12 protein-coding genes are annotated in these 14,774 nt (G+C 73.7%); 3 read left to right on the forward strand and 9 right to left on the reverse strand.

Annotated features, from left to right (window positions below):
- Positions 1 to 4: 4 nt before the first annotated feature.
- The 7 genes from KME80_RS04555 to KME80_RS04585 all read right to left on the reverse strand — a co-directional run bounded on the left by KME80_RS04555 (position 5) and on the right by KME80_RS04585 (position 8,114).
- A complete protein-coding gene (locus KME80_RS04555) occupies positions 5 to 1,213 on the reverse strand; it encodes a glycosyltransferase (protein WP_219500569.1) in 1,209 nt (402 codons plus the stop codon).
- A 98-nt stretch (positions 1,214 to 1,311) separates the two neighbouring features.
- Positions 1,312 to 3,534: a hypothetical protein gene (locus KME80_RS04560; RefSeq protein WP_219500570.1), complete on the reverse strand. Its 2,223-nt coding sequence runs from the start codon at positions 3,532 to 3,534 to the stop codon at positions 1,312 to 1,314.
- 45 nt (positions 3,535 to 3,579) lie between these two features.
- Complete coding sequence (locus tag KME80_RS04565) at positions 3,580 to 4,791, reverse strand: acyl-CoA reductase (RefSeq protein WP_219500572.1); 1,212 nt, start codon at positions 4,789 to 4,791, stop codon at positions 3,580 to 3,582.
- Positions 4,791 to 5,822: a LuxE/PaaK family acyltransferase gene (locus KME80_RS04570; protein WP_308125614.1), complete on the reverse strand. Its 1,032-nt coding sequence runs from the start codon at positions 5,820 to 5,822 to the stop codon at positions 4,791 to 4,793. Before KME80_RS04570 ends, KME80_RS04565 begins: the two co-directional genes overlap by 1 nt.
- On the reverse strand, positions 5,819 to 7,129 hold the full coding sequence (locus KME80_RS04575) for an AMP-binding protein (protein ID WP_219500574.1): 1,311 nt from the start codon (positions 7,127 to 7,129) through the stop codon (positions 5,819 to 5,821). Before KME80_RS04575 ends, KME80_RS04570 begins: the two co-directional genes overlap by 4 nt.
- Before the next feature lie 3 nt (positions 7,130 to 7,132).
- Positions 7,133 to 7,891: an SDR family NAD(P)-dependent oxidoreductase gene (locus KME80_RS04580; protein ID WP_219500576.1), complete on the reverse strand. Its 759-nt coding sequence runs from the start codon at positions 7,889 to 7,891 to the stop codon at positions 7,133 to 7,135.
- Positions 7,866 to 8,114: an acyl carrier protein gene (locus KME80_RS04585; RefSeq protein ID WP_219500578.1), complete on the reverse strand. Its 249-nt coding sequence runs from the start codon at positions 8,112 to 8,114 to the stop codon at positions 7,866 to 7,868. Before KME80_RS04585 ends, KME80_RS04580 begins: the two co-directional genes overlap by 26 nt.
- 369 nt (positions 8,115 to 8,483) lie before the next feature.
- On the opposite strand from KME80_RS04585, the gene KME80_RS04590 reads away from it, so the two are divergent.
- From KME80_RS04590 to KME80_RS04600, 3 genes are read left to right on the forward strand one after another with little or no spacing between them, the layout of a single operon-like run.
- Positions 8,484 to 9,113: a hypothetical protein gene (locus KME80_RS04590; RefSeq protein WP_246643999.1), complete on the forward strand. Its 630-nt coding sequence runs from the start codon at positions 8,484 to 8,486 to the stop codon at positions 9,111 to 9,113.
- Complete coding sequence (locus tag KME80_RS04595) at positions 9,110 to 10,717, forward strand: hypothetical protein (RefSeq protein WP_219500583.1); 1,608 nt, start codon at positions 9,110 to 9,112, stop codon at positions 10,715 to 10,717. Before KME80_RS04590 ends, KME80_RS04595 begins: the two co-directional genes overlap by 4 nt.
- Before the next feature lie 14 nt (positions 10,718 to 10,731).
- Positions 10,732 to 12,618, forward strand: a complete 1,887-nt coding sequence (locus KME80_RS04600) for a glycosyltransferase family 2 protein (RefSeq protein WP_219500585.1) — start codon at positions 10,732 to 10,734, stop codon at positions 12,616 to 12,618.
- Here the strand turns inward: KME80_RS04600 and KME80_RS04605 are convergent.
- A complete protein-coding gene (locus KME80_RS04605) occupies positions 12,615 to 13,739 on the reverse strand; it encodes a DegT/DnrJ/EryC1/StrS family aminotransferase (protein WP_219500586.1) in 1,125 nt (374 codons plus the stop codon). The genes KME80_RS04600 and KME80_RS04605 overlap by 4 nt on opposite strands.
- Positions 13,739 to 14,764, reverse strand: coding sequence for a UDP-N-acetylglucosamine 4,6-dehydratase (inverting) (gene pseB, locus KME80_RS04610; protein ID WP_308125615.1), 1,026 nt, complete (start codon positions 14,762 to 14,764; stop codon positions 13,739 to 13,741). The genes KME80_RS04605 and pseB overlap by 1 nt, the downstream gene beginning before the upstream one ends.
- Positions 14,765 to 14,774: the final 10 nt, after the last annotated feature.

Raw genomic sequence — 14,774 nt, forward strand, 5'->3', positions numbered from 1 at the left:
TGCATCAACTCCGTGTGCGGGCGAAAACCCAGCGGTCGAGGGCGATGAAACGCAACAGGGTGAGCACGCCGTAGGTGGCGACGACCGCGGCGACCTCGAACAGCCGCCCCGCCGCCGGGGCCAGCCCCACCACCACCGCGGTGGTGACGGCGTAGTTCGACAGGAACACCGCCGCCGCCCGCAGATGCATCCCGGTACGCTTGCCGCCCCGCCTGCCGAACGTCCAGCGGCGATTGGCCTCGGTGTTGACCACCCCGGTGAGCACGAGCGCCGCCAGGTTGCACAGCGCGGGCTCCAGCACCTCCCTGAGCGGCAGGTAGAGCAGCGCGTACAGGACCGAGGTGAACGCTCCGACGGCGGCGAACTTGACCAGCTTGGCCACCTTCGGCTCGGCCACCACGGCGTCCGGGTGGACGGGCGCGAGCTCGGCGGGCCCGGCCACGTCGACGGTGGCCCGCCCGGTGGACATCGACCAGGTCAGCCGGGCCAGCCCCTTCAGGTCGGCCACGGCCGTGCGGACCACCCGGACCCGCGAGTCCAGGTCCTCCACCCAGTCGACCGGCACCTCGTGCACGCGCAGCCCGTTGTGCTCGGCGAGCAGGAGCAGCTCGGTGTCGAAGAACCAGGCGTCGTCCTCGACCCGGTCCATCAGCGGCCTGATCACGTCGGCCCGCGCCGCCTTGAACCCGCACTGCGCGTCGCTGAACCGGGCCCCGAAGCCGACCCGCAGCAGCGCGTTGTAGACGCGCGAGATCACCTCCCGCTTGACCGAGCGGCGGGTGCGGGCGGTGTGCGCGAGCCGGGTGCCGATGGCGATCTCGGAGTGGCCGCTGGCCAGCGACGCCACCATCGGGAACAGCGCGCCGAGCCCGGTGGACAGGTCCACGTCCATGTACGCGACGATGTCGGCCGGGCTGTCACGCCAGGCCGCCTTCAGCGCCGCGCCCCGCCCGGCGATCTCCAGCCGCCTGGCGTGCACCCGGCTGTGCCCCGAGGCGAGCGCCTGGGCGATCTGCCAGGTGGCGTCGGTGCTGCCGTTGTCCACGATCGTGATGCGCCACGGCATCGGGAAGGAGTCGTCCAGGAACGCGGTGAGCGTGCGCACGCAGCCGGGCAGCGCGCGTTCCTCGTTGTAGACGGGAATGACGATGTCGACGGTCGCGAGCCGGGCGGGCGCGTCGACGACGGTGCCTGCGCGCAAGCGCGTGTCCATGGGTTCCCCTCGTCGCTGGTCCTGGGGAAAATGGTGGGCGGGCGGAACGGGCCGGGCCGGTTGATTTCCGCGCACCGGGCACGGACCAGGCCAGGTCTTTACCCGCCGATCACCTCATAGACCGCGCAGTCCCCCTTGTGGAAACGCAACCGGGCGAACCTCCCGACATCCGGCGACTCCCGGACCCCCTCCACGAACAGCCACCTGACCCCGTATTTCTGGGCCAGCCGCCCGATGGTGTGTTCCGAGGGCGTCTGGAAGGCCGCGTCGTTCACCGCCAGTCGCAACGGATCGGCGAACCCGATCCGCAGATAGGACTCCCTCGTCTCGGGCGCCCGCCGGAGCGTGCTCATCGCGTACGCCCACCCCTCGACCAGCACCCGCCGCTCGCTGTAGCCCGACACCCAGTAGTGCCGGGCGTCGCAGTGCCGCCGCACGGTCGGCCGGCAGTGCAGGTTGGTGGCCACCACGTCGCCCGGCCCGGAGTGGTCGCGCAGCCACCGCGCCGCCTCCATGCCCCCTTCGGGCATCATCTGCCGGAACTGCCCGCCCGGCCCGACCTGCCGCACCGCCTTGACCGCCGCCGCCGGCACCGTGTAGCCGCACGCCAGCGCCGCCACCACCACCGCCGCGACCGGCCTGCGCCACACCGCCACCGCCGCCCCGGCGACGACCAGCACACCCCCCAGCACCAGGTACGGCAGCGCGACGTCGGCGAGCCGCAGCTCCCGCGCCGGAATCTCGACGCCGAGCGTCTCCGCCACCAGCACCGCCAGCCCCGCCCCGGCGGCCAGCGCGCCCGCCGCGACCCGCCACGCCCCGGGGAAGGCCCGCAGCAGCGCCCCGGCCCCCGCGACCGCCAGGATCGCCAGGTAGGGCTTCGCGCTGGTCAGGAAGTAGAGCTGGGAGGCGGCCGGATGCCCGAACACCAGCACGGCCCCCACCCCGGCGGCCCCGATGCCGCCGAGCAACAACACCCCCGGGTCCCACCCCCGCCACAGCGCGAGCCCCGCGATGCCCGACCACACGCACGCCAGCGCGCCCACGTGGAGTCCCGCGAGCGCCAGCGCCGGCCCCACGGGGAGCTGCGCCATCTCCGGGTCGCTCAGCTCGGCCGCCGCCCGCCACAGCCGCAGCATCGTGTCGAACGGCGTCACCGTCATGCCCTGGGTCCCGTGCGCGAACAGCACGAACTGCGCCACCAGCAGCCCGCCCACGGCCAGCCCCGCGGCGGCCAGCGCGGGCCGGTGCACCCGCCGGTCCACCAGCAGCCGCACCCCCAGCACCACCGCCAGCCCGGCCACCAGCAGCGGCAGGTAGGTCGCCTTGGCCCCGGTGAGCGCGAGCAGCAGCACCCCCACGACCAGCCACCGCCCGCGCCCGTCGCGCAGGTAGGCGATCAGCGCGAGCACCACCGGCGCGAACAGCAACGCCCCGAACGTCTGCGTGGGGCTCAGCCAGGCGCTGAACGGCGACATCGCCGGGAACAGCTCCACGCTCCCGGCCGGCAGCGCCGGCGAGCACGCCAGACAGGCGGCCACCACGGACGCCACCCCCGCCCAGGCCCGCCCGGCCAGCCGCCACCCGGTCACCCCGAGCAGCACCATCGTCGCCGCCAGCATCGGCAGCACGCTCAGCCGGTAGAGCAGCGTCTGCGGCTCGATCCCGGTCAGCCAGCTCGTCGCGGCCATCTCCGCGTAGACGAACCAGTGGTAGGACAGCGGCTCACCCAGCACCGACGGGAACTGCGGCGGCACGTGATGCCGGACCTCGCCGAGAAGCGCCAGGTGGTAGTGCATGTCGACGTAGGGGCCGGCGTTGCCCGGCCAGGTCAGCCCATGCACCGCGTAGAACTGCCGGGCGCTCCAGGCGAGCAGATAGCCGACGACGCCCGACATGGCCCACGCCCACCACAGCGGCACCCGTACGCCCGAGCCGCGCCAGTGGCGCCGCAGCTTCGGCACCGCCAGGAACGCCACGACGGTCAGCACCGGCCAGGCGGCCACCGCGAGCGGCGCCCCGAGCGCCCGCGCCGGCAGGTAGACCAGCACCTCGATCGCGTAGCCGAGCGCCAGCCCGGCGGCCAGGTCGGCGGGCAGCGACCCGCCCCCGGGCCCCAGCGCCCGCCAGAGCAGCGTCCCGGGCAGCATCACCCCGAGCCCGACGTAGCCGGCGAAAGCGCCGAGGTCCTGCAGTGGCACGCCGTGGTGCCACAGCACCACCACGGCGGCCACGGCCACCAGCACCGCCGGCACCCACCCGTAGCCACGCCGCGCCCGCGCGGCAGGCAACACCGGCACCCTGGACAGCGCGACCGTCATGGCGCCCTCAGTCCCCTCAGCCTCCTCAGCCCCTGAACCCGCTGGTCAGGCCGACACCATGACCAGCCGGGTGAACTCGGCGGCCAGATCGACGCCGTCCCACACCCGGTGGAAGCTCAGCGCGTCACCGAACGGCACCATCCGGTCGACCCCGCGCCCGGCGAGCACCTGGGCCAGCTCCATCAGCTCGTCCCTGGCGAACCCGAAGTGCGTCATCGTCTGGTCGCGCCGCCCCACCAGCGGCACCAGCTCGGTCAGCGTGCCGAGCCTGGCGTGGGCGAACGTGCCGGTGCCGAGCCAGCGGCGGGGGGCGGCCACGGCGGTCGACAGCGTGACGTTGGCCAGCGCGTTGCCGTGGAAGTCGATCGTCCCGGCCGACCCGTCGGCGGCCATGCCGTAGGTGGCGACCCGCTTCTCCACGGCCATCGCCGCGTCGACCGCCCAGCCCCGCTGGGAGACGGCCTGCGACAGGTGGGCGGTGAAGTCGGCGCGGGCGGCGTCGGACTCGTCGCGCGGCCCCACCCAGAAGACGGTCCGCGGCGAGGAGCAGGCGGCCTGGTCGAACCAGTAGGAGTCGTTGACGAACCCCTCGGCCATCGCCACCCGGGTGGCGGGCGGCGCGGCCAACCAGGCCGACGAGCGCACGGCCGCGAACGACGAGCGGTCGGGGAAGGTCAGGTCGCGCGCGTGCGGGGCCAGCGGATGCTTGCGGATCTCGTCGACGGTCCGGTCGCCGCCCCAGATGACCCGCAGGTCACAGCCCGAGGAGAGCGCGGCGGTGATGGAGTCGGAGCGGTCGTAGCAGACGATCCGCTGGGTCGCGGCCACCACCGGGTCGGCCCCGTCGAGCGACTCCAGCAGCGTTCCGACGATGGTCGAGGCGACCGTGCCGGCCCGGGGCGACAGGCGCACCACGTTGCGGTTGCCCATCAGCGCCGACAGCGCCCACGAGTAGACGAACACGGTGTCGACGTTGGCAGGCGGGATGTGGAACACCAGGCCGCGCGGCACCCGTACGTGATCGCCGCGCAGGCCCTCGACGGTGCGCAGCAGCTCGCTGCGGCGCAGGAAGAAGCCGAGCGAGCCCAGCTCGGGATGGCGGCGCGACAGCGTGGGCCGCAGCAGGCGGCGGCCGAACCCGGTGAGGAAGTCGCGCACCCGCTCGTCGCCCACAGCCAGGCCGCCGCCCGCGGTGATCTGGTCGAGCAGGGTGCCGACCGGGACCGGCGGGCCGTCGGGGAACCTCACGTCGAGCATTACGCGGCCGCCTGCCCGTAGGTGTCGCTGCACCCGCGCGCCTCGGCCCGGGGCAGCCGGCCCAGCACCGAGAAGCGCTTGCCGGGCCACACGCCGTCGTCGACGCCGTGGACCACGCCCAGGTCCTCGGTCAGCAGCACGTGGCCGGGATAGGAGGTCGGCAGCGTGCTCACCACCTCGATCAGCCCCGGCGCCCCCGGCGGCGCCTCCTGCCAGGTGTCGGGGTCGCGGATCACCACGTCGGCGAAGTCGGGGCAGTAGAGGCCGCCGCCGTCGGGGCCTTCGAGGAAGACCGTGCCGATCTGCTCGACCATGCCGTAGAAGTTGTGGACACGGCGCAGCCCGCACTCCTCGGCCAGGCGCCTGCGGAACTCCTGGTTGTCGACCGACTGCTCGGCCAGCTTCTTCCAGCCGCCGGAGTGGACGAGCACGCCCTGCGACAGGTCCATGCCCAGCTCGCGCAGGTGGAGCCAGGCCAGGTAGGTGAAGCCGAAGATCAGGTAGGGCTCGGCGCCGTGCCTGGCCAGGAAGCCCTTGACCGCCTCGGCGTCGAGCTCGCCCCGCTCGTCGAGGGCGAAGGTGTGGTCCCGGCCGAAGTTCATCATGCCGAGGACGCCCGCGCCCCGGGCGCTCAGCGCCGGGTCGCGCACCACCGCGCGGCTATCGACGATCAGCATGGGCAGCCGCCGCTCGCCCAGCACCGCCCGCAGCGTCGCCGCGAGCATGCGCGGCTGAGCCGCGGCGGCCTCCCGGTCGAGGTAGACGCGGCTGGGCCGCTGCCCGGTCGTGCCGCTGGAGGTGAGCACCCGGAACACCTGGTCCTCGGGAACGCTGCGCAGCTCGTGGGTCTTGAACAGCCGCACCGGCAGCCACGGCAGCGCCGCCACCCGGTCGTAGGGCGGCCTGGCGCCGATCGCGTCGAGGATGCGCCGGTAAGGAGGGCAAGCCAGGCGGTGCCGCTCGGTGAGCGCGGTCAGCTCGGGCAGCAGCGCGGCCTCACGCTCGGCTGCCGACAGGGTGAAGACGGTCACGTCCGGGCCTCCAGGGCGCGGTAGTCGATCTTGCCGGTGGTGAGCAGCGGCAACCGGTCGACGCCGCGCACGTCGAAGCCGCTCCAGTGCAGCCGCAGCTCGGTGCCGAGCCGCCGGGCCAGCGTCGAGCAGCCCTTGGCGTCGACGCCCTCGGCCCACACCGTGACCCGGTCGTCGCCGCCGGTGGCCGCGATCGGGCCGCAGTCGCGCAGCAGCCGCTCCACGTCGTCGAGGTTGACCCGCACGCCGAAGATCTTGGCGATGCGCTTGACCCGGCCGGTGAGGTGCAGGAACCCCTCCTCGTCGAGGTGGCCCAGGTCGCCGGTGCGCAGCACGCCGCCCAGCTCGTCGCCCTTGGCCAGGTCGGCGGCCTCGTCGGCATAGCCCATCATCACGTTGGGGCCGTGGTAGACGACCTCGCCGTCGACGATCTCCAGCCGGCCGCCGGGCACCGCGACCCCCGCCGAGCCCGGCTTGCCGGCCAGCCGGTCGGGGGGCAGCACCGCGATCCGGGCCGTCGCCTCGGTCTGGCCGTACATGACGTAGAGGGTCGTGGGCAGGGCGGCGAACTCGGTGACCAGGTCGGGCCTGAGCCGGCCGCCCGCCTGGGTGAGCGTGGTGAGCGACGGGTGGTCGGCGGGGTCGAAGCGGAGCCTGCGCAGCATCTCGTACTGATAGGGCACCGCGGCGAGCGAGGTGCAGCGGTGCTCGTCGAGCGAGGCCCAGAAGGAGCGTTCGAGCAGCCCGGCGTCGGTCAGCAGGACGCTCGCGCCGGCCACCAGGTGGCTGTTGAGCACCGACAGGCCGTAGCTGTAGTGCAGCGGCAGGCTGGTGGGCGCGATCTCGGCGGGCCCGATGGCCAGCGCCTCGGCGATGGCCCGCGCGTTGGCGAGCACGGCGGCGCGCGAGAGCCGCACCAGCTTGGGGCTGCCGGTCGAGCCGGAGGTCGCCAGCAGCACGGCCAGGTCGGGATGGGTCGGGCTGCCCGCGCTGCGTGCCGTCGCGCCGTGCGGCGCGTGGGCGAAGCCGAGCAGGGCGGCGGGCTTGAACCGGCCCGCGAGCTCGGCCAGCGCGGCGGCGGGCAGGTCGGGGTCGAGCAGCGCCACCGCCCGCCGGGCCCGCCAGGCGGCCAGGTAGCGCACCACCGAGGGCAGGTCGTTGCGCATGCCGCAGAAGATCGGACCGGCCGGCAGCCCGTCCAGGGTGGCGGCGGCGCGCTCGACGCGGGTGGCGAGGGCGTCGCCGCCGAGACCGCCCGGCTCCTCGTCGGAGACGAGCCGCGCGCCCGGGTGCGGGAGATCAACCATGACTCACGGCACCAGCCCGCCGTCGACGCCGATGACCTGCCCGGTGATGAAGCAGGCGTCACTGGAGAGCAGGAAGGCGGCCAGCGCGGCCACGTCGTCGGCGGTGCCCAGGCGGCCGAGCGGCGTGGCGGCCACGGTGGCGGCGCTCGCCTCGGCGTCGAGCGTGGACAGCATCGCGGTCTGGATGTAGCCGGGAGTGACGGCGTTGACCCGGATGCCCGCCGGGCCGAGCTCCTTGGCCGCGGCCTTGGCCAGGCCCAGCAGGGACGCCTTGGTGGCGGAGTAGACCGCCTGGCCGGGGCCGCCGTCGCGGCCCATGACCGAGGAGACCAGCACGACCGACGGGCTGATGCCCCGGCGCAGCAGCCGGACCGCGCCCTGAAGGGTGTGGACCGCGCCCACCGCGTTGACCGCGAACAGGTCACTGACTCCGGCGCTGGGCAGCATGCCGAGCAGGGCCGCGGCGTGGACGCCCGCGTTGATCACCAGGCCGTCGAGGCGGCCGTGACGCTGGTGGATCTCGCGCATCATCGCGGAGATCGCGGTGGGGTCGGACACGTCGCCGTGGACGCCGCCGACCCGGCCGCCGGTGAGCGCGGCCAGCTCGCCCGCCGCCTTGGCGGTGCGGGCCTGGTCGCGGCCGTGGACGACGACCTCGCGGTGGGTGGTGGCCAGCCGCGTGGCGATGGCCCGGCCGATGCCCGAGGTGGAGCCGGTGACCAGGACGACGCGGGGGTCAGCGGGCCGCTGCGCCGATGCCATGCTTCTCCAGGAGCGCCGCCGCCTTGGCGAACGAGCTCATGTCGATCATCTCGTCGGTGTCGATCGTGACGGCGAACTCGTCCTCCATCGCCGCGATCAGCGACATGTGGGCCAGGGAGTCCCACTGGGGGATGGCGCGGTATTCGAGGCCGTCGACGTCGGCGGCGGCCGGGAGGTTAAGCGAGCTGCGGAAGACCTCACGCAGCCGGTCGAGATGACTCATGCTTCACTCACTCTCTGTCTTCAAGCCAGAACTGAGTGTAGCGGTGATCCCCGTTCAACAGAAACCAAGCACCCGTCGCGAGTAATGGAAGCGTATAACTCCGAGTGGCCCGCGCCTGGGGCTGGGAATGTCGGATGGGGCCTGCCAACCGCGCGAGGGGAAACAATGGACGAATCCAACCACTGGTACGGTCATTCCCGCATACTCGGACGATATTGCGGAATGGCAGACGAAGCGCCCAGGCGTATCCAGGGGTTCCTCCAGCACGGATGGAATTATCTGCATGGATTTCCACCTAATGATCACTGGTGCAGCCCCGGTTACCCCCGTTTCGTATGGTCTGACGTGCTGCGTCGCCGGGGCTGGTCGATGGGGCGGCGCGGCCACTACCTCATCGGCGCGCCCTGGATCTACCTGCTCGACCTCGAACCGGACCTCGGCGTCAAGCCCAAACGCACGGGCACGATCTGGTACCCCTTTCACGGCTGGGAGAAAGCCTCCGTAACGGGCGACCACGCCCGGCTGGCCGATGAGATCCGGGATACGGAAACCGAACCGGTCACCATATGCCTTTATTGGCTGGAATTTGCGAATCCCGGCATCCGGCAGGCGTACGAATCGCGCGGGTTTCGGGTGATATGCCACGGCGAGCGCGGATCGCGCTGGGACCCGAGCGGGCGTGACTTCCTGCGCAAGCAGCTCGTCGAGCTCCGGCGGCACCGCCGCGTGGCCTCCAACCGGCTCGGCAGCGCCCTGTTCTACGGCGCGTCCGTCGGCTGCGAGATCGGCGTGTACGGCGACCCGATGCAGTTCGACGACGAGCGGCCCGAGTACGGCGGCACCGCGCGCCGGATGCGGCTGTGGCCCGAGCTGCACGGCGTCCGCGTCGACCCGGAGGTGGCCGGCGAGGCCGCGCGGAGCGAGCTGGGATTCGAGTATCAGGCGACACCTGAGGAGCTACGGCGAATGTTCGGCTGGAAGCGGGTGCGATGCGCATGACCGAGGCGCCCGAGAACGTCCGGTTGATCGGCGGCGAGATGCTGCTGTGGTCAGACATGTCCGACGGGTCGAGCATCACGGACTGGCGCGGCGTGGCACGGGAGCTGATCGGCCGGCTGCTCCCGGCCGCCGGCTCCGTCCTGTTGGTCGGGCCGCACCCTAGAGAGCTGATCGACGAGGTGGCCGGGCGCGCCTCCTCGGTGGCGGTGCTCGTGCGGTCCTACCCCGACGCGTGCGCGCTGGGCGACCGCCACCCCGGCCTCGACGTGCACTGCGGGCGGCTGGCCGCGTTCTGCTGCGACAGGCCGTACGACCTGGTCCTGGCGCTGGACGGGCTCCAGCGCACCCACTCGGCCGAGGCCCCGGCGGCGGCCTGGCGCGAGTCGATGGCCGCGCTGGCCGCGCTCGTCGCGCCCGGCGGCCGGCTCGTCCTCGGCGTGCGCAACGACCTCGGCGTGGACCGGTTCCTCGAAGCGCGCCCGGCCGACCGCGACGGGGGCGACGGGCAGTGGGAGCCGCACGGCTTCGACCCCACCTACCCCAACGGCCCCGCCGCGCTCGACTTCGACCTGGAGGCCACCGGCCTGGCCGTGGAACGCTGCTACGCCGCCTACCCCGACAGCCGGGCGCCGCGCGCGATCCTGGCGCGCGAGGCGCTGGCGCGCGAGCTGCCGGAGGCGCTCACGTTCCCGCTGAGCGCGCGCGCCGACGACCGCATGCTGGTCGCCGACCCGCTGCGGCTGACCCGGCTGGCCTTCCGCCACGGCCTCGGCGAGCACCTGGCGCCGATCTGGCTCGCGGTCGCCTCCCGCGACAGGCCCGAACCCGTCGGGCTGCCGCTCGGGCTGGTCGAGGACGGCCTGGCCGTCGACGAGCTGCGCGAGGAGGGCGGCGAGGTCACGCTGCGGCGGCTGCCCGACGGCGAGTCGCGCGAGGTCCCGCCGGGCCGCGTGGTCGAGGAGATCCTCGTCGAGGCGTGCGCCCGCGAGGACGTGCGCGCCGTGCGCGAGCTGCTGGCCGCGCTCGCCCGATGGGTGGAGACCAGCGGCGACGCCACGGCGGCCACCGACAGCCTGGTGTGGGACGGGGAGCGCTTCTCCGCCATCAGCCCCGGCCCGTCGCCGGAGCCCGAGCCCGCCCCTGTGATCGTCCTGTGCCGGATGCTGTGGCGCTTCGCGGTGCGGCTGCTGGCCGCCGGGCACCACCATCCGTGGCCGTGGCCGCTGGAGGCCGACCAGCTCACGCTGACGCTCTGCGGCATGGCCGGCCGGCCATGCGACCAGCAGGAGCTGGACCTGGCCCGCAAGCTCGACGCCGAGCTGGGCCAGCCCGCCGAACGCGCCGGCTCCGCCCCCGCCTACCGCGACCTGCTGCGCTCGCGCGACCGGCTGGCCGGCCAGCTCACGGCGGCGATGGCCAGGATCGCCAGGCTGGAGACCAAGCTCAGCTACCGCGAGCGCGAGCTGGTCAGGGCCCGTTCCAAACTGCGCAGGACGCAGCGCAAGGCGACGGCCTACCGCAGGACGCTCGGCTACCGGCTGTCGCGCCGCCTGTCCCGCCCCCGCCGGATGGCCCGCCGGGTCATGCGGCTGCTGTCCGGCTGAGGAAGGGAGCATCCGTGCCGGTCCTATCCGTGATCGTGCCGTTCTACGACGTCGAGAAATACCTCACGCCGTGCCTCGACTCGCTGGAGGCGCAGACCCTGCGGGACATCGAGGTGATCTGCGTGGACGACGGCAGCCGCGACGGCGGCCCGGACCTCGTGGCCGCCCGCGCCGAGCGGGACGGCCGCTTCCGCCTGATCCGGCAGGACAACCTGGGCGTCGGCCGGGCCCGCAACATCGGGGTGAGCCAGGCGAGCGGCCGCTACCTGGCGTTCGTCGACGGCGACGACACCGTGCCGCGCGCGGCCTTCCAGCGCCTGGTCTCGTCGCTGGAGTCCACCGGCTCCGACCTGGCGTGCGGCAACGTCATGCGGCTGCACCGCAACCTGCTCGTGCCGTCGTGGGCGCACAAGGAGCCGTTCGCCGAACCGGCCGAACGCACCCACATCACCCGTCGCCCGCTGCTGGTGCGCGACCGCATGCTGTGGAACAAGGTCTACCGCCGCGCCGCCTGGGACCGCCTGGACCTGAGCTTCCCCGAGCGGATGTACGAGGACCAGCCGGTCGCCATGGCCGCCCACGTGGGCGCGCGCTCGGTCGACGTGCTGCACAAGGTCGTCTACCACTGGCGGCAGCGCGACGAGCCCGGCTCCTCCATCACCCAGCGCCGCCTGGAGCCGGACAACCTGCGCGACCGCCTGCTCTCGGTGCTGCAGACCGCCGCGCTGCTCGACGCGGAGGCGCCCCGGCTGCGGCCCGAGTTCGACCGCGACACGCTGGCCATCGACATGACCGTCGCGGTCGAGGCCATCGCCCGGCTGGGCCCCGCCGCCGACCCGGCCCTCGTGGACCTGGCCGTACGGTATCTCGACGGGGTGTCGCGGGCCGCGCTGCGCGAGCTGCCGTTCGCGCACCGCCTCCAGGTGCACCTGCTGCACCGGCGCCGCCTGGACGAGCTGGCGGGCGTGGCCGCGCAGGCGCGCGACGGCCGCCTGCAGCCGCGCGTCAGCTCCGCCGGGCTGCTGCGCAAGCGCTGGTACGGCCGGCACCCGGCGCTGCCCGGGCACCTGTCGGAGGTCTCCGGCGAGCTGGAGGCGACCGCCAGGCTGGTGGAGCTGGAGTGGCGCGACGGCGTGCTGCACGGCTCCGGCCGGGCCGGCATCGGCAGGTTCGACGCGGGCGAGCTGGGCCGGATGCGCGTGACGGTGTGGCTGGAGGAGCGCCGCACCGGCGACCGGGTGCCGCTGGCCGAGCAGAGCGCCGCGCCCGTCTGGGAGAGCGCGCCCCAGCCGGACGGCGGGTCGGTGCCGGAGCACGTCTTCCCGTTCCGGTTCGCCTTCGATCCGGCGGCGCTCAGCGCCGCGCAACTGCGCAGGCACGGGCACTGGGACCTGTACGTGCGGCTCAAGGGCGCGGGGTTGCGCCTGGAGGGCAAGGTGCGCGGCGACCGCAGGCTCGCCCCGTCGGCCCCGCCGCCCCGGCGCAGGTCAGGCGTGTGGCTGGTGCCGGTGCTCAGCTTCCGCGGCGCGTGGGGGCTGCGGCTGCGCGAGGCCGAGGCGGTGATCGGGGAGTGCCGCGTCGACGGCGGCGACCTGGTGTTCGCCGGGGAGCTGGCCGACGTCGGCGACGGCGAGCCGGTGATCAGGCTGGTGCGCAGGAGCGACGGCGAGGAGATGTACTTCCCGGTGACGCTGGCCGGGCGTGACTTCCGCGCCCGGGTGCCGCTCGCGGGCATCGACGAGGTCGTCGGTGACGTGACGTGGTGGGAGGTCGTCGTCGACCAGGGCCGGGCGATCCGCACGCTGGTGCGGACCCGGAGCCGCCCGCCGGCGGACGTGCCCGGCAGGCGCTTCCTGGTGGACCGGGGCGACGACGGCTGCCTGCTCCTGCTGGAGCACTAGGACAGGATGCCCGCCAGGCACTCCGCGACCCGGTCCTGGTCGGCGTCGCCCAGGCCCGGGAAGAGCGGCAGCGACAGCTCCTCGGCGTAGTAGGTCTCGGCGTTCGGGCACAGCCCGCGCCGGTAGCCGAGGTCGGCGAACACCGGGTGCCAGTAGGCCGGCAGGTAGTTGACCTGCACGCCGATCCCGGCCGCGCGCATCCGCTCGTACACCTCGCGCCTGCGCCCGTCGCCGACGCGCACCGGGTAGAGGTGCCAGCTCGGCGACACGTACGGGCGCTCGGCGGGCAGGGTGAGCCCCGGCACGCCGGCCAGCAGCCGGTTGTAGCGGGCGACCAGCTCGGCCCGCCGGGCGCGGAAGGTGCCCAGCCGGCCGAGCTGGCTGGTGCCGAGCGCGCACAGCACGTCGGGCAGCCGGTAGTTGAGCCCGAACGCGTGCACCTCCTGGTGCCAGCCGCCCTCGCCCGGGTCGCGCTGCTCGGCGGGGTCGCGGACGAGGCCGTGGTTGCGGAAGCGGGCGGCGGCGGCGAACAGCTCGGGGTCGGCCGCCGCGACGGCCCCGCCCTCGGCCGTCGTCACGGTCTTCGTCGGGAAGAACGAGAACGTCGTCAGGTCGGCGAGCGAGCCCACCGGCCGGTCCTTGTAGGTGGAGCCGATGGAGTGGGCCGCGTCGCCGATGAGCACCGCCCCGGCCGCCGACGCCACCCCGCGCAGCTCGTCGTAGTCGGCCGGATGGCCCGCGTAGTCGACCGCGGTGATCGCCCGGGTGCGGCCCGTCACCAGGCTCGCGGCGGCGTCGGGGTCGAGGTTGCCGGTGTCGGGCTGCACGTCGGCGAAGCGCACCCGGGCGCCGCGCAGCGCGGCGGTGGCGGCCGTGGCCACGAACGTCAGCGGTGAGGTGACGACCTCGTCGCCCGGCCCGACGCCGGCGGCCGCGTAGGCCACGTGCAGGGCGGCGGTGCCCGACGTGACCGCCAGGCACGGCACCCCGCCCGTCCACCGGGCCAGCGCCGACTCGAAGCGCGCCACGGCCGGGCCGGTGGTCAGCCAGTCGCCGCGCAGCACCTCGGTCACCGCCAGGATGTCGGACTCGTCGACCGACTGCCGTCCGTAGGGGAGCATCAGGCCGACACCATCGCCCGCAGGTCGTCGACCGACAGCCAGCGGTCGTTGGCGTCGGAGCGGTAGGCGAACCCCTCCGGCAGCACCTCGCCGCCGACCGGCGGGACGTAGCCCCAGGTCGCGATCGTCGGCTGCACCACGTAGCGGTCGGCCAGGCGCAGCGCGCGGCGGCCGTCGTCGGGGCCGATCATCTCCTCGTGCAGCTTCTCGCCGGGCCTGATGCCGATCTCGTAGATCGGGCTGCCGGGCGCGAGCGCGTCGGCCAGGTCGACGATCCGCATGCTGGGGATGCGCGGCACGTAGAGCTCGCCGCCCTGCATCAGGTCGAAGGAGTCGACGACGAACTCCACGGCCTGGTCGAGCGTGATCCAGAACCGGGTCATCCGCTTGTCGGTGATCGGCAGGCTGGCGCCCTGGCGGGCCAGCTTCAGGAAGAACGGCACCACGGACCCGCGGCTGCCGACGACGTTGCCGTAGCGGACCACGGCGAAGCGGGTCTCGTGCCCGGCGGCGTAGTGGTTGGCCGACACGAACAGCTTGTCGGCGACCAGCTTCGTGGCGCCGTAGAGGTTGATGGGGCTGGACGCCTTGTCGGTGGACAGCGCCACGACCTTGCGCACGCCGCAGTCGATGGCCGCCTCCACGACGTTCTGCGAGCCGGCGACGTTGGTGCGGACGTATTCGAACGGGTTGTACTCGGCGGTGTCGACCTGTTTGAGCGCGGCCGCGTGGACCACGTACTCCACCCCGTGCATGGCGCGGGCCAGGCGCTCGCGGTCGCGCACGTCGCCGATGAAGTAGCGCAGCCGCTCGTCCTCGCCGAGCGCCTGGCGGAGCTCGTACTGCTTGAGCTCGTCGCGCGAGAACACCACCAGCCTGCGCACGCCGACGTGGCCGAGCGCGTGGCGGATGAAGGCCTTCCCGAACGAGCCCGTGCCTCCGGTGATCAACATTGACGATCCACTGAGAATGCTCAAGCGGTCCCCCTTACGTCGGCCGGTAGCATAGCGCGACCAGCAAGTCACCGACGGTAAC

This window comes from Nonomuraea ceibae, assembly GCF_019396325.1.
GTDB classification, from domain to species: domain Bacteria; phylum Actinomycetota; class Actinomycetes; order Streptosporangiales; family Streptosporangiaceae; genus Nonomuraea; species Nonomuraea ceibae.